General features: G+C 65.4%; 15 protein-coding genes. 3 read left to right on the top strand and 12 right to left on the bottom strand.

Translation table 11 applies throughout. The annotated features are described in order from the left end of the window. The first annotated feature begins 78 nt into the window (after positions 1-78). Entirely contained in the window at positions 79-657 is a 579-nt protein-coding gene (locus H6A21_RS05915; RefSeq protein ID WP_204561310.1) for a TetR/AcrR family transcriptional regulator, read from the top strand. Positions 658-693: 36 nt separating this feature from the next. Beyond that, positions 694-1,344 carry a class I SAM-dependent methyltransferase gene (locus tag H6A21_RS05910; RefSeq protein WP_204561308.1) on the top strand — a complete coding sequence of 217 codons (651 nt, stop codon included), beginning with the start codon at positions 694-696 and terminating at the stop codon, positions 1,342-1,344. A gap of 85 nt (positions 1,345-1,429) precedes the next feature. Here H6A21_RS05910 and H6A21_RS05905 read toward each other — a convergent pair whose 3' ends face one another. The 12 genes from H6A21_RS05905 to H6A21_RS05850 form a co-directional block, all read right to left on the bottom strand. Continuing rightward, positions 1,430-2,005 (bottom strand): manganese efflux pump MntP family protein, encoded by a 576-nt coding sequence (locus tag H6A21_RS05905; RefSeq protein ID WP_342636069.1) that lies wholly within the window; start codon positions 2,003-2,005, stop codon positions 1,430-1,432. Positions 2,006-2,079: 74 nt separating this feature from the next. Further along, positions 2,080-3,165, bottom strand: a complete 1,086-nt coding sequence (locus H6A21_RS05900; protein ID WP_204561304.1) for a PLP-dependent transferase — start codon at positions 3,163-3,165, stop codon at positions 2,080-2,082. A gap of 279 nt (positions 3,166-3,444) precedes the next feature. Further along, entirely contained in the window at positions 3,445-5,208 is a 1,764-nt protein-coding gene (gene thrS / locus H6A21_RS05895; protein WP_204561302.1) for a threonine--tRNA ligase, read from the bottom strand. Between the two features lie 320 nt (positions 5,209-5,528). Next, entirely contained in the window at positions 5,529-5,960 is a 432-nt protein-coding gene (locus H6A21_RS05890; protein ID WP_204561300.1) for a double zinc ribbon domain-containing protein, read from the bottom strand. 142 nt (positions 5,961-6,102) lie between these two features. Next, positions 6,103-7,194 (bottom strand): M24 family metallopeptidase, encoded by a 1,092-nt coding sequence (locus H6A21_RS05885; RefSeq protein ID WP_204561298.1) that lies wholly within the window; start codon positions 7,192-7,194, stop codon positions 6,103-6,105. Between the two features lie 215 nt (positions 7,195-7,409). Beyond that, positions 7,410-8,585 carry a septal ring lytic transglycosylase RlpA family protein gene (locus tag H6A21_RS05880; protein WP_204561296.1) on the bottom strand — a complete coding sequence of 392 codons (1,176 nt, stop codon included), beginning with the start codon at positions 8,583-8,585 and terminating at the stop codon, positions 7,410-7,412. A 513-nt stretch (positions 8,586-9,098) separates the two neighbouring features. Continuing rightward, the gene (locus H6A21_RS05875; protein ID WP_204561294.1) at positions 9,099-10,475 is read right to left on the bottom strand and encodes a bifunctional folylpolyglutamate synthase/dihydrofolate synthase; all 1,377 of its coding nucleotides are present in this window, start codon (positions 10,473-10,475) and stop codon (positions 9,099-9,101) included. A 215-nt stretch (positions 10,476-10,690) separates the two neighbouring features. Then, positions 10,691-13,387, bottom strand: a complete 2,697-nt coding sequence (locus tag H6A21_RS05870; protein ID WP_204561291.1) for a valine--tRNA ligase — start codon at positions 13,385-13,387, stop codon at positions 10,691-10,693. A 175-nt stretch (positions 13,388-13,562) separates the two neighbouring features. Beyond that, positions 13,563-14,702 (bottom strand): glycosyltransferase, encoded by a 1,140-nt coding sequence (locus tag H6A21_RS05865; protein WP_204561284.1) that lies wholly within the window; start codon positions 14,700-14,702, stop codon positions 13,563-13,565. Between the two features lie 84 nt (positions 14,703-14,786). Continuing rightward, positions 14,787-16,010, bottom strand: coding sequence for a hypothetical protein (locus H6A21_RS05860; RefSeq protein WP_204561282.1), 1,224 nt, complete (start codon positions 16,008-16,010; stop codon positions 14,787-14,789). A 19-nt stretch (positions 16,011-16,029) separates the two neighbouring features. Beyond that, the gene (locus H6A21_RS05855) at positions 16,030-17,181 is read right to left on the bottom strand and encodes a sugar-transfer associated ATP-grasp domain-containing protein (RefSeq protein WP_204561280.1); all 1,152 of its coding nucleotides are present in this window, start codon (positions 17,179-17,181) and stop codon (positions 16,030-16,032) included. A 217-nt stretch (positions 17,182-17,398) separates the two neighbouring features. Then, a complete protein-coding gene (locus tag H6A21_RS05850; protein WP_204561278.1) occupies positions 17,399-19,258 on the bottom strand; it encodes a L,D-transpeptidase in 1,860 nt (619 codons plus the stop codon). A 322-nt stretch (positions 19,259-19,580) separates the two neighbouring features. Here H6A21_RS05850 and H6A21_RS05845 point away from each other — a divergent pair, with 322 nt between their 5' ends. After that, positions 19,581-20,159, top strand: a complete 579-nt coding sequence (locus tag H6A21_RS05845; protein ID WP_204561276.1) for a DJ-1/PfpI family protein — start codon at positions 19,581-19,583, stop codon at positions 20,157-20,159. Positions 20,160-20,311: the final 152 nt, after the last annotated feature.

Here is a 20,311-nt window from a genome sequence, read left to right as displayed (position 1 = left end):
CGATGAGAGCTCGATATTGAGCACCATACGTTGCGCAACATGTGTTACTATTCAGAGGCGAACTTCTGAGGAGGTACCATGCCGCCGCAACCCAAACTCACCCGTGACACCGCCATCGCCGCCGCCGTCGAACTGGTCCGCGCCAGCGGGCTGGAATCCGTGAACGCCCGGTCCCTTGCCGCCAGGCTCGACACCTCGACCAAACCGCTGTTTCGGCTCTATACGGGGATGGACGAACTCAAACGTCACCTCATCGACGAGCTCAACGTCTACTACAACGCCTATATGGACGAGCGGATGACCGATGGCAACAGGCTGGTGAGCCAGGGCATCGCCTACATCTCGTTCGCCCGCACCGAACCGCATATCTTCAACGCGCTGTTCATGAACTGCACGATGGCGGGCTCGACCCTGCAGGGGGTGTCGGAGGCGGAATGGAACCGTGCGACCATCGAGAACGTCCAAGCCGTCACGGGCGGCACCGACGCCGACGCGAGGGCGACCTTCCTCAAGGTCTGGCTGTTCTCGCACGGCATCGCCACCCAGATCGTCTCCTGCGAGATCGACATCCCCGACGACACGGTCGCCGAGCTCGTCGAGGATGCGTTCTGGCGGTTCGCCCAGCCCGCTCCGCCGCGGAAGGGCCGGACCCACTAGGGAGCACGCGACCTCGATCGAAAAGAAAGGACGGCCATGCTCGAGAAGATGGGCGAGTTCTTCGACTCGCGCCTCGATATATACGACGAGCACCAGCTCACCGCCATAGAGGGCGCCCGGGAGTTCTACCCGTTTACCGCAAGCCTGCTCCCGACGCATCCCCGCGCGCGCGTTCTCGACCTCGGCTGCGGGACAGGCCTCGAGCTCGAGTGGTACTTCCGACGAAACCCCACCGCGCGCGTCACGGGCATCGATCTCGCGCACGGCATGCTGCAGGCCCTGCGCGAGAAGTTCCGCGAGCGCGACATCGAGCTCATCTGCGGATCGTACTTCGAGGTGCCGCTCGGTCGGAATCGGTTCGACGCGGCCGTGTCGGTGGAGTCGCTCCACCACTTCACCCAAGAGCAGAAGATCGCGCTTTACCGGCGGGTGCGCGACGCGCTGGCGCCGGACGGCTACCTCATCCTGACCGACTACTTCGCCCGGACCGAAGAGGAGGAGGCGCAACTGCGAGGCGAGCTTGCCCGGCTGAGGCGCGAGCAGGGCGCGGGCGATGACGAGCCCTACCACTTCGATTGCCCCCTGACCGTCCCTCACGAGACGGAGGCGCTGCTTGCCGGCGGGTTCGCATCCGTGGAAAAGCTCAGCTCCTGGGGCTCGACCGCGACGCTTAAGGCGCGCCCGTAGGGAAAGGCAGCGCGAAGGGTCTCGCATCCTGCGCGTCCCGCGCCGGGCGCAGGCGAGTCAGGACCCGCCCGCAAAACGGCCCGCCTTACCCCAAAAACGCCTTCAGGCCGATGACGATCAGGACGATACCGCCGGCGAGCTGGGCGCGGGCGCCGAAGTGCTCGCCCAGGCGCCTTCCGATCGCAAGCACCGCCAAGCAGCACAGAAGCGTCGTGATACCGATGGCGCCCCCGTAAAGAACGATGTCCTTGCCGCTCGCCGCGAACGACACGCCGACGACGAAGGCGTCGATGGAGGTCGCGACGGCCTCCATGCCGATGGTCGCCCAGCTGAGCCGAGCCGTGCTGCAGCTCTCGGGTTCGCGCATCTCGCCGACAGCCTCGACGACCATCTTTCCGCCCACGAAGGCGAGGATGGCGAGCGAGACGATGCCGGCGTAGGCGTCGATGAGCGGCGCGATCAGCGTCCCGCCGAAGAAGCCGGCGATGGGCATCGCCATCTGGAACAGGGCGAACGCCATGGGCATGGCGAGCTTCTTGGAGCGCGGCATGTCCGGCTCGCACAGCGTGTTCGACAGCGTGACGGCCATAGCGTCCATGGCGAGCGCGACGCCCAGGACGAGCGCCTCGATGAGATTGGCGATGGAAAACGAAGCGTCCACTGCATCCTCCCCGGTGCATGGATCGAAAAGCGAGCGTATCCGGTTGTCGGGCGCGGGCGGCTGCCCGCCGCCCATCAGGCGTGAGGAGGATTGCAGTACAGGCGCATCGCCTGGTCGAGGCTGTCGACGATGTCGAGCGGATCGTCCACGCCGGCGAACAGGCGGATATAGTGCCCATCGTCGCCATCAAGAGCGGACATGCGGGTATGGGGGCCGCCGGCGGCATACGACCGGCCGGACCGGCTACAGCGCTTCAGGAACCCGCCGGCCGTCACGCCATAAGGCAGCTCGAAATCGAGCGCGGGGCCGAAGCCGTGCTGCAGGATGCGCGCCGCCGTCTCATGGCAGGGATGGCTTTTGAGCCCGGGATAGGCAACGCGGGGCACGAAGGGGCTGGCGGCGAGGTACTCGGCGATGACGCGGGCGTTGTCCATGTGGCGCTGCATGCGCGCATCGAGCGTCTCCATGCCCTGCGCGATACGCTCCAGGTCATCTTCGGCCACGTTGAAGCGCACCTGGGAGAACTCCCCGCCCAGGCGCTGCGCGAGCAGGCAGTACGCATCGTGGGCCAAGGGCTCGGCGTGCTGCTTCCTGCCCTTGCCGACGACATCGCGCGCCACCGAGATAGCGACAGCCTTGCTGAACAGGCGCCCTTCCGCCACGCGGTCGAGCGCTTCGAAGACGACGTGCGCACCGAGCGCGAGCGGCTGGCAGCAAAACGATGACGCCACGGTGTTATCAACAAGGAGCATGGCGCCCGCCTCGCGGGCAGCTTCAGCCACAGCACGCAGGTCGGGCACCGCAAGGCCGCGGCATCCGATGGAGTTCACGAACCAGAACACGCGGTCGAAGCGCGCGCCCGCCCCGTCGGCGTACGAAACATGGCCGGCCTCGCGCGGCTCCATGGAACCGGTCGCTGCGGGATGGACGGGTGCCCAGGTCGCAGCGCGGAAAGCCTCGGGCGTGACATCTTGGGCAAAGGTGAGCGAGCGGGAGCCGAAAGAGCGCAAAAACGCATCGGCGAAGTCATTCGCGCGGACAACGAGCCGATCAGACGGGCCGATAAGCCCGAGCTTCGCGATGGCCTCCGGCACGTTGCGCGCCGCAACGAACCACGAGGCGCGGGCACACTCCGCCCGGGAGAACTCACGCGCGAGCATAGATGACGCCTGCGACACAGCCGATTCCCCCTCCCCTGTTTTCGTACCTGCTCAGTATACCTGCCGCGCTGTCCCCTCCCGTCGGTATCGCGAGATTCGCGCGTTCCGCACGGCAGAAAACCTGACGGAAACGGTGTCTCCTTCGGGGACGGGGCAGTTCGGTGCCACGCTGCGCCCGGCCGGGCGCAGCGTGGCACCGAACTGCCCCGTCCCCGAAGGAGACAAAAAGCGTCCCATCGGGCACAGTGCCCGATGGGACGCTTTCAAGCCTGATCGAACCTAGCTCAGGCGTTCGGCGATCTCGGCGGAAACCTTCTCGATGAAATCCTCAACCGAGGACTCATGCGTCTCGTTCGTGCGGTCGCGCACGGAGATGTTGCCGGCCTCGGCCTCCTTCTCGCCCAGGATGAGCATGTAGGGCACGCGGTCGATGCTGCGCGCCTCGCGGATCTTGTAGCCGATCTTCTCGTCGCGATCGTCCACCACCACACGGATGCCCGCGGCGTCGAGCTGATCGGCCACGGTATGCGCGTAGGCGCGGCTCTTCTCGGAGACGGGCAGGATCTTCACCTGCACCGGCGCGAGCCACGTGGGGAACTTGCCGGCGTAGTGCTCGATCAGGATGCCGATGAAGCGCTCGATGGAGCCGAAGCAGACGCGGTGCAGCATGATCGGGCGCTTCTTCGTGCCGTCGGCATCCGCATACTCGAGGTCGAAGTTGAGCGGCATCTGGAAGTCGAGCTGCACGGTGCCGCACTGCCAGGTGCGGCCGAGCGAATCCTCCAGGTGGAAGTCGATCTTCGGGCCGTAGAAGGCGCCGTCGCCCTCGTTGACCACATACTCCTTGCCCAGGCGCTCCAGAGCCTCGCGCAGGCCCGCCTCGGCGGCCTCCCAGTCCTCATCCGAGCCCATGGAGTCATCCGGGCGCGTGGAGAGCTCGAGGTGATAAGTGAAGCCGAACTTCTGGTAGACGGAGTCGATGAGGTTCACCACGCCCACGATCTCGTCGGTCAGCTGGTCGGGACGGACGAACAGGTGCGCATCGTCCTGGTTGAAGCAGCGCACGCGGAACAGGCCGTGCAGCGCGCCCTTGAGTTCGTGGCGATGCACAAGGCCGATCTCGCCGGCGCGGATGGGCAGCTCGCGATAACTGTGCGGGCGGCTCTTGTACACGAGCACGCCGCCCGGGCAGTTCATCGGCTTGATGCAGTACTCCTCGTCGTCGATGATCGTGGAGTACATGTTGTCCTTGTAGTGGTCCCAGTGGCCGGAGGTCTTCCACAGCTGCTTGTTCATAATGAGCGGCGTGGAGATCTCGACGTAGCCCGCCTTGTGGTGGATCTCGCGCCAGTAGTTCAGCAGCTCGTTCTTGAGAATCATGCCGTTGGGCAGGAAGAACGGGAAGCCGGGCGCCTCGTCGCGCATCATGAACAGGTCCATCTCGCGGCCGATCTTGCGGTGGTCGCGCTTCTTGGCCTCCTCGAGCATGCGCAGGTGCTCCTCGAGCTCCTCCTTCGTGGCGAACGCGGTGCCGTTCACGCGCGTGAGCATCTTGTTGTTCTTATCGGCCTTCCAGTAGGCGCCCGACACGCCCGTGAGCTTGAAGGCCTTCAGGGCCTTCGTGTAGGTGATGTGCGGACCGACGCACATGTCGATGTACTCGCCCTGCTGGAAGAACGTGATGCGAGCGTCCTCATCGAGGTCGCCGATGTGCTCGACCTTGTACTTCTCGCCGCGCTCCTCCATGAGCTTGATGGCCTCGGGGCGGTCGAGCTCGAACGTCGTGAACTTGAGGTTCTCCTTCACGATCTTGCGCATCTCGTCCTCGATGGCGGGCAGGTCGTCCTCGGAGAGCTTCGTGTCGCCCAGGTCGACATCGTAGTAGAAGCCGTTGTCCGTCGCGGGGCCGTAGGCGAAGTCGGCCTCGGGGTACAGGCGCTTGATGGCCTGCGCCATGATGTGAGCGGCGGAGTGACGGATGACGTGCGTGACCTCGTCTGCGGGCAGTTCGGCAACCGTGCCGTCGTTATACAGCGCTTTCATGTGAATCCTCTTTCTGAAAGACATCGGGTATGTGCGAATCAACAAAAACGCTCGCGCCATGACGGATGGCGGCGAGCGCTATGCGGCGCCTGTCCGTGGCCTGCCGGCCATAGGATACGACAGACGCCTAGATAGTCTGAGTTCGAGCGATATGTGCAAGCGCACAGGGCATGGGGCCAAGCTCCTTCGGGTCGTTGGTGCATCAGTTGTACCACTGATGGCGTGCAAGGTCTAGCGTCGTCTCCATCGGGGGCGGGGCACCGAGGCGCCCCGTCCCCGATGGAGACAGAAACGCCCTCCGGGATGCGGAGGGCGCAGTGCTACTGGATATGGGTGCGACAGTAGGGGCAGACCTTCCAATGGGCGTCAAGCGGGCGATGGCAGCTCGGGCAGACGTTGCGGACCTGCGTGTTGCACACCGGGCACACCACGAAATCCTTCTCGATGGGGCTACCGCACTGCGGGCACGTGCCGTACTGGGCAAGCTGGCGCTCACGCAGGGCCATGTCGAGCTCCTGCTCCTCGCGGTCGGCGAGGTAGGAGTTCGGGCGCAGCACCAGGTAGGCGATGAGACCGACGAACGGGATGAGCGCGACGATGCCCCACAGCCAGAAGACACCCACGCCGCGGCGCTTGGCGTCGATGAACACGTACACGACGGAGAGCACGTACAGCGCGGCGATGAAGCCGACGAGCGCGTAGATGGCACCCATGAGCTCGGGCGACATGATCTCCTGGATGTATTGAGACATGACAGAACAACCTTTCAGTCCCGGTCGAGATACACAGTGTGCTTCATTCTAACGCGCACCGCGGCATACCCGACAGATGACACGCTTTCGACATAGTGTATCGTGCTGCGCACGATATGCGAAGGCAACAGGCGCCCCTCACCTACCGGTCGATGCGCTGCGGCACCTTCGGATAGGCGTTCAGAATCTCGGCACCCTGCTCGCCCACGAGCACGAGGTCCTCGATGCGCACGCCGGTGCGCCCGGGCAGATAGATGCCGGGCTCGATGGAAAACGTCATACCCGGCTCCGCAATCGCATCGTTTGCCGCCGACACATCGCCCGGCTCGTGGTCCTCCAACCCGATGGAGTGACCGAGTCGGTGCGTGAAGTAGGGACCGTAGCCGGCGTCCTCGATGACCCGGCGCGCCGCCCGGTCGAGATCGCACATGCGCACGCCCGGCGCCACCAGGGCCTCGGCCGCCTCGTTCGCGCGGCGCACGATGTCGTAGATGCGGCGCGACTCCTCATCGGGCTCGCCCCAGAAAAACGTCCGCGTCATATCCGAGCAGTAGCTCTGGTAGCGCCCGCCGATATCGAACAGCACGACGTCGCCGTCCGCGAGCACGGTGGCGTCCGGCTCGTGGTGCGGGTTCGCAGCGTTCGCCCCGAAGCTCACGATGGGCGGGAACGAAAAGGCCTCCGCCCCCTGCCCGCGGTACAAATCGAGCATCTGCGCGGCGATCTCGTGCTCGGTCACGCCCTCGTGGACCAGCTCGGGCAGCTTCGCCATGACGGCATCGTTGATGGCGCTCGAGCGCCGCATGAGCTCGCGCTCGCGCTCGTCCTTGTGCGCACGGGTCTCGGCGACGGTATACGAGCCGAGGAAGAACGATGAGGCGGCGCCGCGCTCCTGCAGCGGCAGCAGGAAGCCCGAGCGCATCTGCGCGTCGACGCCGAGCGGAAGCGTCGGGTCGATATGCGCCATGAGCACCTCGGACAGGTCGTCGGTGTCGTTGAACACCACGACGTCGGCGTTGTCGTAGGTATCGATGGGATACAGGGCGTTGTCGAATATCACCGGGCGCGCGCCGGGCGCGAGCAGCACACCGGAGAAGCGCTCGAACATCTCCGCAAAGAAGCCCGTGAGGTAGAAGATCGACCACGGATCGGTCACGAGCAGCTGGCTTTCGGGATGCGCTCTCCCCAACCGCTCCATCACGCGCGCGACGCGCGCCTCATCAACCTTCGCCACGATACCCTCGATTCTCTCGGCCGTCTTGCGTTCGCGCCCATTCTAGCGCAGGGTGCGCCGCGCGGGCCCGTCGCGTGCAAGCGATGCTCCCGAAGCGCGCCGCACCCCTACACGGGACCGAAAGAGTCGCCTCACGACATTCGCGACAAAAAGCCGCGGCTGCATACGCCTGCTCGCGCATGCAGCCGCGGCTTGACGGGCATGTTTTCGCCCTGCTACAGGAAGCGGTATTCGACCGTACCGACGCCGACCGAGAGGAACCCGAGCGCGCGGGCGACGGCCGGCTGCATATCGATGACGCGGCCGTGTGCGTACGGCCCGCGGTCGTTCACGACGGCGATGACGGACTTGCCACCATAACGGATCTCGACATAGGTGCCGAGCGGGACGTTGAGCATGGCCACGCCCATGGAGGTCTCGGTCACGATGTCACCGCTCGCGGTGGTGCCGCCCATCAGGCCGTCGCCCGTACCGTAATGCGAGGCGACGCCGGTCATCCAGCCAGATGAGTCAGATGTATCGGTGGATTCCTGGTCGGTGGTGTCATCAGGCCCGGTCGTCGCGTCCTGCTCGGACTGAGACGGCGTCTCGGCCGCGGTGTTCTGGTCGGGCGCCTGCGGCTGCTCGGCTGCCTGCTCGTCCTGCTGCGCCTGCTCTTGCTGAGCTTGCTGCTGCTGGGCCTCGGCTGCAGCCGCCTGCTCGGCTGCCTGGCGCTCCTCCATCTGACGCTGCAGCTCGGCGGCATCCTCGGCGGCGCGGCGCGCTGCCTCGGCCTCGGCGGCATCCTCGCTGTCGGCGCGCTCCTGCATGGCCTGCTGCGCTGCGGACACCTGCGACAGGGCGGCAGAGGCGGTCTGCTCCTGTGCGACCGCCTCGTCCTTCATGGACGAGAGCTCGGCCATGCGCGCCGACAGCTCGGCGCTCGTCTCCTCGAGGTCCTGCAGGATCTCGACGTTGTCGTCCTGGATGGTCGTCAGGTACTTCATCGAGGTGATGAAATCGGTGAGGGAGTTCGTCGAGAACAGCATCGAGACGATGTTGCCCGACGACTCGCGCATCTTGTAGAGGTGCGCGGCCGCCTGCGCGGCGCGCTGGCGCTGGGCCGGCAGAACCTCCTGCTCGATACGAAGGATCTCGGCCGCCTGCGCGCTGATCTGGCTGTCGAGGTCGGAAGCCGCGGCGATCGCCGCATCATGCGCTGCGGCGGCTTCGCGCACCTGGGCGCCCAGCTGCTCGAGCTCTGCTGTCGTCTCCTCCGAGGCGGCATAGGCCGCCTGGGTCCAGGGGCCGAGGGCGCCCGCGCATGCGAGGACCGCCGTGAGGCCGGCAGTGCAGGCGATGCGTGCAAACGGGCGGGCGTCCGCCCGACGCGAAGGTGAGAACGTACTCATACGGTAGTGCCGCTCCAATCGGTAAACCAACGGTTTCAGTATAGAGCAGACATTCACCCTAAAGTTCAACTTGACGGTTTGACCACACCTTGCGCGCAGGAAACGCAAAACGGGCACACGAGCCCAACGCGAGGCGTTGAGCATGACGATCGGCGGGGCCTCGCTTCTGAGGTGCGGCCCACGCGGACGGCAGACGAAGCGCGTCGCCGCCCAAAGGACGTCCCCTTCCCGTTCCCGATGCGAAACGGGGCCGCCAGACCTGCCCGCCCGGTGCAAGCGGTCGTCCCACGGCGCCTGAATGCTCCCCATTTCCGATATTAGGCACCCCTGTGAGCGGGTCCTGTCCGAAGGCACCGCGTGAGCGCAGATGTGCCCAGATGGGCGCCTTCCGTCCAGTCCGTCCACGCCGGCCGCATGAACACGGGCGCCTAATATCGGCGAGGGCAAGCAACAGGCGGGCGCGGGCCCTCCGCACCCGTGCGCCACCCTCGCATGGAGGGGCAGAATCCGGCGTCATTCGGCGCGCAGCAGGCCCGCGACCTCGCCGGCGAGCGTGATCGTGCCCGCAGCGACCAGCGGCTCCCCCGCCTCCTCGAACGCCTGGAGGGCGTAGGCGACCGTGGGATACACCCCCGCGAGGTCTGATGCCGCCCTACCCTCCTCGGCGAGCTCGGATGCAACGATGTCGCGCAGGTCCTCGGGCGGCAGCGCGCGCTCGGAAGCCGTCGCGGTCACCGCGACGCGCGGAAACGCCGGCACGAGCGCGCGCACGATGCCGCGGACGTCCTTGTCGGACAGCGCGGCGAGAAGCAGGCACGGGCGGCTCGCCACATCCTGGCCGAATTCGTTCAGGGCGTCGACGAAGTTCTCGCAGCTCTGGGGGTTGTGGCACGCATCGATGAGCACAAGCGGATCGATGCGGACCACATCGAAGCGCCCCGGCGTCGGACACGCGGCGAGGCTTGCCTGCAGGCGCGTCTCATCGAGCGCACGGCCCAGGTAGGCCTCGGCGAGAACGACCGCGCAGGCGGCGTTTTGCGGCTGATAGCTCGGTTTCGGGATGCTCAGCTCATAGCTTGCGAGCGGGGTGCGGACGGCAAACGTGATGGTGTCGCCCAGAAAGCCCGGCAGCGAGATCACCTCGTGCGCCACCACGAGCGGGTCCACGTGGCACGCGGCGCAGCGCTCATCCATGACGCGCTGGACGCTCGGCTCGTGCGTCCCCTCCCCGAGCACGACCGCACGCCCCGGCTTGATGACGGCCGCCTTCTCCGCGGCGATCTGGGCGAGCGTGTCACCGAGAATCCGCATGTGATCGAGACCGATGCCCGTGATGGCGACCGCCACCGGGTCCGTCGCGCTCGTGGCGTCCCAGCGGCCTCCCATGCCGACCTCAAGGACCGCCGCGTCGACGCCCGCCTCGGCGAAGATGACGAGGGCGGCGACGGTCAGCAGGTCGAACGGCGTGATGGTATAGGCCTGCTTGCGCGCCGCGACCCGCGCGGCGTTCACGCGCCTGCCCGCCTCCACAGCGACAGACACCCCGTGGGCAAAGACCGCATCGCTCACGACGCGGCCGTCGACCTCCATGCGCTCGGGGTAGCGCACGAGCTGCGGCGAGGTGTAAAGCGCGCACAGCAGGCCCTCGCCCCGAAGGATGGCGGCGCAAAAGCGCGTGGTCGACGTCTTGCCGTTCGTGCCCGCAACCTGAATGCAATCGTAATGCTCGTCGGGCCGCCCGAGCTCCTCGAGCATGTCCACGACGGTCTCGAGCAGGGGCCCGGCGTCGCCCGAGATGCGACCGGTATCGGCGGCCAGGGCGACCGCCTCATCGAAGGGAAGCTCCGGCACCTCGAAGGGCACCGCGTACGCGTGCGTGCGCTTGGGCATGTGCAATCAACTCCTACGTGTCATGTGATCCGGAGTGTGTCGAATCTCGTGTCCGCAAATAAGCCGTTTCGGCGGCAACGATGGTAGCACGGAGCGCACGGGCGGAAACCCATGTGCGCCGCCTGCCCCCGCCCGTGCGGCCACGAGAAAGGGGCGCAGAACCGCCTTCGGCCTGCGCCCCTGCATCCATGGTCGCTCCCCGATACCGGCCGCTCTTATGCGAAGTCGGCAAGCTGGGCGGTGAGGGCCGCGATCTCGGCCTCGAGCTCCTCTGCGCGCTCGCGCTTCTTGGCGACGACCTCGGGTGCCGCCTTGGCGATGAAGCCCTCGTTCGCCAGGGTCTTCTTGGCGCCGGCAAGCTCCTTCTCGTTCTTGGCGATTGTCTTCTCGATACGCGCACGCTCGGCGGCGAAGTCGACGAGGTCGCCCACGATAACGTAGGCATCGAAGTCGGGACCGGCGAGCGCGATGGACCCCTCGGGCTTCACGAACTCGGCCTCGGTGAGCACAGCCAGCTCGGCGAGGTTCGCGTTCGCGCAGATGAAGTCCGCCATGCCCTCGATCGCTTCGCGGACCTCGAGGCCGCTCGCGCGGACCACGCAGCGCAGCGCCTCCTTGGGGCTGATGCGATAGCGGGCGCGCGTGGAGCGCACGTCGGTCACGACGGCGCGCGTGAGCTCGAAGGCGCGCTCGGCGGGCTCGTCGATCCAGCGCTCAAAGTCAGCGGGCTCGGGCCAGGCGGCGACCATGAGGGCCTCGGCGCGCTTGCCGTCCATATCCAGGCAGCTCGCGGGCATGGCGTCCCAGATGGCCTCCGTCACGAACGGCATGAGCGGGTGCATGAGGCGCAGCGAGGTGTCGAGCACGAAGATGAGGTTGCGCTGCGCCTGCAGGCGGGCGTCGGCGTCCTTCAGGCGGGACTTCGTGACCTCGACGTACCAGTCGCAGACCTCGTTCCAGAAGAACGCTTGGATGCTGCGGGCAACATCGCCGAACGTATAGCCCTCGATGCCCTCCGTCACGCTCTTCACGGTCTTGGCCAGACGGCTGAACATCCAGGCGTCCGCCGCGGTCTCGGCCGCGGGCTCGCCGGGCGTGTAGCCCTCCATGTTCATGAGCAGGAAGCGGCTCGCGTTCCAGATCTTCGTCACGAAGGCGCGCGCCTGCTCGGTGCGGGGGCTGCCCAGAAACTCGTGCGTCTTCTTGTCGATGTCGGCGTCGAACTTCACGTCCTGGTTGTTCGTGAACAGCGACAGCAGGTTGAAGCGCATGGCGTCCGCGCCGTACTTGTCCATGAGGTCCATGGGGTCCACGCCGTTGCCCTTGGACTTGGACATGCGGCTGCCGTCCTTGGCGAGGATCGTCGGGTAGATGACGACGTCGTGGAACGGCTCCTCGTGCAGGAAGTACTCAGAGCTCATGATCATGCGGGCGACCCACAGCGCGATGATGTCGCGCGCGGTGACGAGCGCCGTCGTGGGATGATGGCCGCGCAGCGCCTCGGGGTGCTGCGGCCAGCCCTGCGTGGCGAAGGTCCACAGCTGGCTCGAGAACCAGGTGTCGAGCACGTTCTCGTCCTGATGCACATGGTGGCCGCCGCACTTCGGGCACACGTCGGTGTCCTCCATGAGGGCGTCCTCCCAACCGCAGTCCTCGCAGTAGAACACCGGGATGCGATGGCCCCACCACAGCTGGCGGGAGATGCACCAGTCCTTCAGGTTCTCCATCCACGTGAGGTAGGACTGGCGCCAACGGTCGGCGTTGAAGCGGACGCGGCCGGACTCGACGGCCTCGATCGCGGGACCCTTCAGCTTGTCCACAGCGACGAACCACTGCTCGGAGAGCCACGGCTCGAGCGTCGTGTCGCAGCGGTAGCAGTGCATGACGGAGTGGTCGTGGTCCTCGATGTGGTCGAGCAGACCGTGCTCCTCGAACCAGGCGACGACGGCCTCGCGGCACTCGTCGCGCGTCATGCCGGAAAACTCGCCGTAGCCGTCCACCACGACGGCGTGCTCGTCGAAGATGTTGATCTGCGGCAGGTCGTGCGCCGCGCCCATGGCGTAGTCGTTCGGGTCGTGGGCCGGCGTGACCTTGACGAAGCCGGAGCCGAAGCCGGCGTCGACATGCCAGTCCTCGAAGATGGGGATCTCGCGGTTCACGATGGGCAGCATCACGGTCTTGCCCACGAAGGCCGCCTTCTCGGGGTCCTTCGGCGAGACGGCGACGCCGGTGTCGCCGAGCATGGTCTCGGGGCGCGTCGTGGCGACGACGATGTAGTCCTGGCCGCACACGGGCTCGGTCAGCGGATAGCGCAGATGCCACAGATGGCCGGACTCCTCCTTGTACTCCGCCTCGTCATCCGAGATGGCCGTCGTGCAGGAGGGGCACCAGTTGACGATGCGCTTGCCGCGGTAGATCAGGCCGTCGTGGTACCAGTCGCAGAAGACCTTGCGAACCGCCTCGGCGTAGTCGGCATCCATCGTGAAGCGCTCGTGCTCGAAGTCAACCGAGCAGCCCATGCGCTTGATCTGCTCCTTGATGGTGCCGCCGTACTCATGTGTCCAGTCCCAGCAGGCGTCGATGAAGGCCTCGCGGCCCATCTCGAGGCGGTTTTTGCCCTCGGCCTTGAGCTTCTTGTCGACCTTCGTCTGCGTGGCGATGCCCGCGTGGTCGGTGCCGAGGATCCACTGCGTCGAGCGGCCGCGCATGCGCGCCTCGCGCACGATGGCGTCCTGGATGGAGTCATCGAGGGCGTGGCCCATGTGGAGCTTGCCGGTGACGTTGGGCGGCGGGATGGTGACGGTGCAGTCGCCCACGCCCGGACGGCGCTGGTAGTACCCGCCGTCGAGCCATTTCTGGAGGATCTTGGGCTCGTTTTCCGCCGGGTCGTATGTCTTGGGCATCTCTTCCATGAATGCTTCCTCTCGCTGTCGGAAATGGAGGTTGCTGGCGAATTTTTCAACCATCGAGGTTACCACGAAGTCCCGCCGGCGCAGAAGGGCGGTGCGATATGTCACAAAAACGGCCGCGCGGGAAGCGTATGCCCGCGCGGCCTCATGGTGCAAAAAAATGCGGTTGAGCCCGTCGCTATCGGTAGCGCTTCTGCGCGACGTCCACCTCGGAAAAGCCGATACGGCGGATGCGGCGGAACACGCGTAGCGCCAGCCCGTATACGCCGTAGAGGTGCAGCACGTGCATGCCCTCGCTCATGAGGTAGCGCATGCGCTCGCCCGTGAGCTTCAGCTTCGGGCAGGCCTCGCCCTTCACCTCGAAGTAGAACTTCTTGCGCCCCTTGTTGAGGCTCACCATGGAGAGCACGAGATCGTCGTCCATCATGTCGAACAGCTCGCGGGTCTTCTTGCGCACGACGGGGTTGTCCGCGCCGTCGTCGGTGATGGCGCCGCGCACGTAGTTGAAGCCGCGCATGTAGTGGGCCTCCCACACGCCGCGGTCCGCAACACCGATGCGCCGCATGATCTTCGTCATGGTCATCCAGCGGTCGAACGGGCGCGCGATGAGGTCTTCGGTCTTGTGGTTCCACGTCGAGCCGCGCAGGTCGCAGCGGTAGTTGTAGTAGGGCTTGTCGAGGTAGACGATGGTATCCGCCTGGCAAAACGCCTCCACGAGGAAGGGGTTGTCCGCCCAGCCGCTGCCGGGATACTCGATGAACTTGATGCCCTTCTCCTCCAGAAAGCCGCGACGGTAGATGGCCGACCAGATGGAGGGGTGCATCTCGATGAGGCGCGGCATGGCCGTAAGCGGCGCCGGCGCGGTCGAGGTCGGGTACACGCCGTCGAGGGTGCAGCGAACCTCGTCTTGCTTCTTGGGGTCATCCCAGTCGACGATATCGGTCCAGGGGCACTTGACGATGTCGATCGTCTCGTCGAACGAGGCGGCGAACGCGAGCATGTCGCCGTACATGCCCGGATCGATCCAGTCGTCGGGCTCGATGATGGAGATCCACTCGCCGCGCGACTCGGCCAGGCCGCGGTTGCACGCCATGCCGTAACCGCCGTTCTCCTTGTCGATCAGGCGGACGCGGGGGTCGGCGGCCGCAAAGCGGCGGATGATCTCGGGCGAGGAGTCGGTGCTGCCGTCGTTGATGCACAGGACCTCGAGGTTGCGATAGGTCTGGTTAAGCACGCTCGCGAGACACTGATCGAGGAACTTCTCGACGTTATAGATGGGGATGATGACGGAAACAAGCGACTGGGCGTCTCGATGCATCGAGGGGCCTCCAATGGTTAGGTAATCTGTGCGGGGCACTCGGCTGTTGCGCGCGAGCGCCTGGCGTCTGACAGGTCAACTGATTCAGGATACCACCGCGCGGATGCGCGCGGTGATGCCGTCGAGCAGGCGCTCCATGTGCGCCACGTCGTCAAAGCGCAAAAAGAAGATGCCGAGCGCCTTGCCGGCACCGTCGAAGCGCTCGACCGGCTGACCGGGCTCAACGTACATGACGGTGCGGTAGATGCACGGCGCGATCTCGGGGGCGATATCCACGCCCGCCAGCGTGCCCGCGCGGTCGGCATGCAGCACATAGGTGGCCGCCGCCGCGTCCGAGCCGTCGAAAGCGACATCGAGCGCAGCGTCTCCCATGGCGGCGCGCACGTTCGCCTCGATGAGGTCGATGCCGGAGATGTCGGAGAGCTGGACCGGGATCATGTTGCCGCCAGCGCGCGCACCGAGCTCGAGGAAGTAGGGCGTATCGTCCTCCCCCACGATGATCTCGACGTTGAACTCGCCGAAGCGAAGGCCGAGCGAGTCCACGAGCGCCTGGATCTGGTCGCGCACCGCGCGCTCCTGGGCGCAGGACAGCCCCGAGGGGCAGCGCTCGCCGATGGGAACGAGGCCGCCGAGCGATTCGTCGCGCAGACATGACATGAGGCCCCAGAAGCGCACCATGCCGTCCACGACGAAGATGTCGCCGCCGATAACGCGCGGGAAAGCCGCGCGGATGTACTCCTCGAGCAGCAGCACGCCGTTGCGCGAGAAAGTCGCGGCCGCCTCGAGCGCATCCCACACGGCGTCTGCATCCGGATGGTCGAGCACACTCACGCCCTTCGATCCGCTCGAGTCGGTCGGCTTGATGACGACCGGCTGACGCATGTGCGAGGCGATCTTGGCCACCTCGTCCGCATCCGAACCGACCGGCACGGGATGCGCCGCCGGCGCCGGGAACCCGTGGTCGGCGAGGTAGGCGCGAAACAGGTGCTTCGTGCTCAGGGTCTCCACCGCCGCAAGCGGGTTCGTGGGAAGCCCGAGCGCCTCAGCCACATAGGCCGCCGTGAGCGCCGCGGGATCGGATGCATAGGCGAGCACGCCCGAGACGCCCTCGGCGCGGGCGATCTCGAGCATGCGGTCGCGGTCGGTCGTGCTCTCCTGATAGAACACGTCCGCCGCGAACTGGCCGGGGTTGTCGGGCAGGTAGTCGCACAGGATGGTGCGATACCCCAAGCGCTTGGCGCACTCGATTGCCACCACCTGCTGGCGGGAGCCCCCGAGCAGAAGAATCGAGCGCTGTTCGCGTTCCATGGCGTCAAACACCCGTATCCTAGCGCGCCAGCGCGTTGCGGCGCGCGATGCCCGCCTCGTCGAGCGCGTCGATCTTGGCGAGCTTATCGGAGAAGAACTCGTTCATGAAGGCGTCGACTCGGTACGGGCGGAACACCTGCAGGTACTTGCAGCCGGAGTGGGAGTTAATCTCCATGAGCTTCACGCCGCGGTCGGTGATGCCCACGTCGTAGCCCAGGTACTCGAGCGGGCCGATGCGCAGCGACATCTCGGTGAGCATGCTGCGGATCTCCGGCCACTCCTCGATGGTGCCGGCAGCCTCGACGCCGCTGTCGGGGTGCAGGTCGGTATCGATGCGCTTGTAGCCGTAGATGATGTGACCGCCGCCGAAGTGACCGGTCTCCATGTCGAAACCGACGTTGTAGGAGCTGATGTCGCGCGACTCAGGGCGATGGTAGTTCGCCTTGGAGTCGTCGCCGCCCGTGCCCATGGCGAAGCGCAGGTAGGCGGACGCCGGATACGGATGCGCGCCGTCGCGGTTGACCATGAGGATGCGCAGCGTGTGGATGAGCGGGTCGATACGGGCCATCTCGGCGCTCGGATGGAAGAACTCGGTGTAGAGCAGGTTCTTCTTCTCCTCCACGAACGCGCGCACGTGCGCCTCGTCTGAGGGCTTGTTGTCGATGAAGTAGGTGCCATCCACGTAGCTGAGCTTGTGGAAGCCACGTGCCCACTCGCCGTTGCAGGGCTTGGCGGCATACTCGCCCTTCTCGCGCAACAGGGAAAGGAAGCCGTCGATGGTCGGGTCCATCTGGCTGTCGAGCAGGGGCACGAGGCGGTCCTGCGCGCAGTAGTAATAGGACTCGGGCAGGTACTTCTGGAACTTCGTGCCCCAGAACATGTAGGCGAACGTGAGCTTGTCGTTGATCCAGATGCGCTGCCAGTCGTTCAGCGGCCAGACGCGGCAGTAGTCGTAATCGGACAGGTAGTTGTCGATCGTGTCCTCGGTGAGGTTATAGGCGGTCGCCGACTCGCCGTAGAAGCCGTGCTCATGCGCCCAGGCGAGATAGTCGGCGTCGAAGAAGCCGTCGCGCTTCTCGCGCTCGAGGTTGTTGAGATACAGCGTGGCCATCTTCTTCGAGAAGCCCCGCTTGAGCATCGCATCGAGATTATTCTCCACTGTAGCGGCCATATCAGACCCTCCCATAACGATTGACGTTATCCCCATTATGACACAGCCGTGGATGTCCTCCGGGGGGACGGGGTTATTTGGTGCCACGTGGCCCGCATGCGGGCCACGTGGCACCAAATAACCCCGTCCCTGCGGAGGACATCTAAAAAGAACGACCCCGCCTGCAAGCAGACGGGGTCGCATAGGCGCTCAAAGATGATGGGCGCAGGCGCTCTGGCTAGTAGCGACGCCAGATATAGACGCGCGTGCCGTTCGCGCAGTTATCCCACAGCCACTTCGCGTCGGCGTCGAGCAGGCGCACGCAGCCATCAGAGATGTAGCGCTCGAGCTGCTGCTCAGCCGGAATGGAGCTCGTGTACACAGTGCTGTGGAAGCCCTGATCCCAGATGTAGTGGATCCTCCAGCGGACACCGGAGGTGGTGTCATTCTCCATGCGGGGATAGTTTGCACGCCACAGCTCATCGGGCACCGGGTAGGACGGCACGTTCTCGCCGAGGGTCCACACGCCCTCCTGCGTGCCGCGGCCCATGTTGGCGTCGGGACGGCCCAGACCGCAGCGGAACACCTTCGCGACGTCCCAATCGTTGCCCACGCGCTGGAAGATGATGGTGCGGAAGTTGTCCTTGTCGACGACGATGTACTTATCGGTCTTGCTCGTGCCGTCGTACATGCGCAGCCAGCTGTCGTGCGCGGCGTTGCCACGGTCATCCTTCGTCATGCACTCGCCGGTGTAGCGGTTGAAGAAATGCCAGTTCGTGTTGGTGCCGACGGCGTTGTCGCCCGTGTCGACCCAGTTGTACATCATCCAACCCGCGACGCGATCGTAGAACACGAGCTTGCCGGAGGTGGGAATGGTCCACCAACCGTACGTCACGGCGCCGGTGTAGTCGTTCAGGTAGTACCAGTGGTAGGTGCTATCGGTCTTGTTGGAGGTCTTGTACTGCTCGCCATACAGCATACGGCCGGTGATCTCGTCGTAGAAGACCCACTTACCCTGGGTGCTGTTCTTCGGGGTGATGTAGGCGAAGTGCTTCACCATCTCGCTCGTCACGGGATTGAAGTAATACCAGCCGCCGTCGTAGAGGTTCTCGCCCTTGACCATGACGTAGTTGTCATCGAAGCGGACCCACTTGCCATGCGAGTCACGATAGGCGGTATCGCTCAGGAAGAGGTTCATGTCCACGGAGCTGTCGGTGGGGATGAACGCGTCCTTGCTGCGCGCGATGGTGCCATCAGCATCGGCCCAATACCAGTTATTGGTCGCCGGATCATAGAACGAGTGGCTGGAAACGGTCTTGCCGCCCTCGTACCAATAGCGGGTGCCCGTCGTCGGGTCCTCGAAGAACACGCAGTCCGGGCTGGTGGCGACACCGTTCTTGTAGTAGGTGCGGTTGCCGCTCTTGTCTACGGTCCACACGAGGACGTTGTTCTCGTAGTAGTACTTGTTGCCGGAGGCATCGGTGCTCCAACCCGTGCCGCCCGCGGGCTTGTTGTCCGGGTCGCTGGGATCGGGGTCCTTGTCGCCCTCGGGGTCCTCCTCAGGATCCTTGTCGCCTTCTTCGCCCTCTTCCCCCTCGCCGGGCTTCTCCTCGGCATCCGGGTCGGTTTCGTCCCCCTCGGACTTGTCGGTCTCGGGATCGGCCTCCTCCTTATCGGAGGTTGCGTCCTCATCGTCGCCCTTGTTCGTGCCGGTCGCGGTCTCGTTCTCATCAGGGTCGGTCGCGACCTCGATATCGCCGGCGACGGAATCGGCCATCTCGTCCTCGCCCAGGATAGCGGGCTTCTCCGGGTCGCCTGCAGCATCGATCTGAGGGGTCTCGACAGGCGTCTCCGTGACGGCGGAACCCTCGGACTCGGTCTCGACAGCAGGCTCGACCTCGGTAGCGCTGAGTGCAACCTGGTCGGTCTCGGAGACGACCGCGAAAGAGGTCGCCTCGATCTTCGCGACATCGGAGGTGGTGGCCGGCTCGGCGGCGTACGCAGCGGTCGCACCGAAGGCAAGGCCAACGGACATGGTGGACGCAAGCGCGAGCTTCACCGCGTTGCGGCGCCACCAAGAAGTGGAACAATCTGCCATAGCACAGAACCTTTCTACAGATGCGAAAACGTCCGAGCGAACCCGGACGTACAACGCCCTTTATACTAGCACAGCTATCGTAACTCCAGCATCCTCCCACATGTTGCGCAACGCTATGCAACATGTGCACGCGCGCCGTTCGCCTAGTTGGCGCGGCCACAGACACGACGCGCCAGAATCAAGTACGCGCGAGTGGGGTATGGTGGTCCACACGGGACAAGGCAGACTCCGCCGAATCCAAAGGTTCGGCTGGCGTCACGCACCTCCCGCACGTGTCCATCAGGCGACGGCGCAGACCCGCCCTCGGCGAAAGGAGCTCGATATGACCAAGAAGGTCCTCATGCTGTGCGGTGACTTCACCGAGGACTACGAGACGATGGTGCCCTTCCAGGCGCTGTCCATGATCGGCTACCAGGTTGATGCGGTATGCCCTGACAAGAAGGCCGGCGATACCGTGGCGACCGCTGTCCACGACTTCCTCGGCGAGCAGACCTATACCGAGCTGCGCGGCCACAACTTCGCCCTCACCGCCGATTTCGACGCCGTCGACACCGCGGACTACGAGGGCCTGTTCATAACCGGCGGCCGCGCGCCCGAGTACATCCGCCTGAATGAGCGCGTGCTCGAGATCGTGCGCGAGTTCTTCGCCGCAAACAAGCCCGTCGCCGCCATCTGCCACGGCCCGCAAGTTCTCGCCGCAGCCGGCGTCCTTTCAGGCTACAAGGCAACGGCCTATCCTGCCGTCGGGCCGGACATCACGCTTGCGGGCGGCACCTACGTGCCCGTCGACACCGACCAGGCCGTCGTCGACCGCAACCTCGTGACCGCCCCCGCATGGCCGGGCGACACGGCGATCTGCCGTGAGTTCGCCAAGCTCATGGGCGCGCACTTCGAGGTGTAGCCCAAAACAACCGGCAAAACGCTCGGGGCCCCGTGTCACAACGTGAACTGCCTCCCATTTCTTGGACATGGAAATAAAAGTCCGAGAGATGGGAGGCTTTCTCATGTCCGTCGGCCTACGATGCAGGCACGACCGCAAGCTCAGGGAGCTCG

This window comes from Collinsella tanakaei, from assembly GCF_016902615.1.
GTDB classification, from domain to species: domain Bacteria; phylum Actinomycetota; class Coriobacteriia; order Coriobacteriales; family Coriobacteriaceae; genus Collinsella; species Collinsella tanakaei_A.
This window is presented reverse-complemented; position numbering and strand designations above follow the sequence as displayed.

What these genes read in the sequence shown, in the direction of transcription:
- H6A21_RS05880 (WP_204561296.1), bottom strand. Translation starts at nt 8,585, where the DNA reads ATGAGTACGTTCTCACCTTCGCGTCGGGCGGACGCCCGCCCGTTTGCA.
- H6A21_RS05910 (WP_204561308.1), top strand. Translation starts at nt 694, where the DNA reads ATGCTCGAGAAGATGGGCGAGTTCTTCGACTCGCGCCTCGATATATAC.
- H6A21_RS05845 (WP_204561276.1), top strand. Translation starts at nt 19,581, where the DNA reads ATGACCAAGAAGGTCCTCATGCTGTGCGGTGACTTCACCGAGGACTAC.
- H6A21_RS05875 (WP_204561294.1), bottom strand. Translation starts at nt 10,475, where the DNA reads ATGCCCAAGCGCACGCACGCGTACGCGGTGCCCTTCGAGGTGCCGGAG.
- H6A21_RS05900 (WP_204561304.1), bottom strand. Translation starts at nt 3,165, where the DNA reads ATGCTCGCGCGTGAGTTCTCCCGGGCGGAGTGTGCCCGCGCCTCGTGG.
- H6A21_RS05915 (WP_204561310.1), top strand. Translation starts at nt 79, where the DNA reads ATGCCGCCGCAACCCAAACTCACCCGTGACACCGCCATCGCCGCCGCC.
- H6A21_RS05870 (WP_204561291.1), bottom strand. Translation starts at nt 13,387, where the DNA reads ATGGAAGAGATGCCCAAGACATACGACCCGGCGGAAAACGAGCCCAAG.
- H6A21_RS05855 (WP_204561280.1), bottom strand. Translation starts at nt 17,181, where the DNA reads ATGGCCGCTACAGTGGAGAATAATCTCGATGCGATGCTCAAGCGGGGC.
- H6A21_RS05865 (WP_204561284.1), bottom strand. Translation starts at nt 14,702, where the DNA reads ATGCATCGAGACGCCCAGTCGCTTGTTTCCGTCATCATCCCCATCTAT.
- H6A21_RS05860 (WP_204561282.1), bottom strand. Translation starts at nt 16,010, where the DNA reads ATGGAACGCGAACAGCGCTCGATTCTTCTGCTCGGGGGCTCCCGCCAG.
- H6A21_RS05850 (WP_204561278.1), bottom strand. Translation starts at nt 19,258, where the DNA reads ATGGCAGATTGTTCCACTTCTTGGTGGCGCCGCAACGCGGTGAAGCTC.
- H6A21_RS05890 (WP_204561300.1), bottom strand. Translation starts at nt 5,960, where the DNA reads ATGTCTCAATACATCCAGGAGATCATGTCGCCCGAGCTCATGGGTGCC.
- thrS (WP_204561302.1), bottom strand. Translation starts at nt 5,208, where the DNA reads ATGAAAGCGCTGTATAACGACGGCACGGTTGCCGAACTGCCCGCAGAC.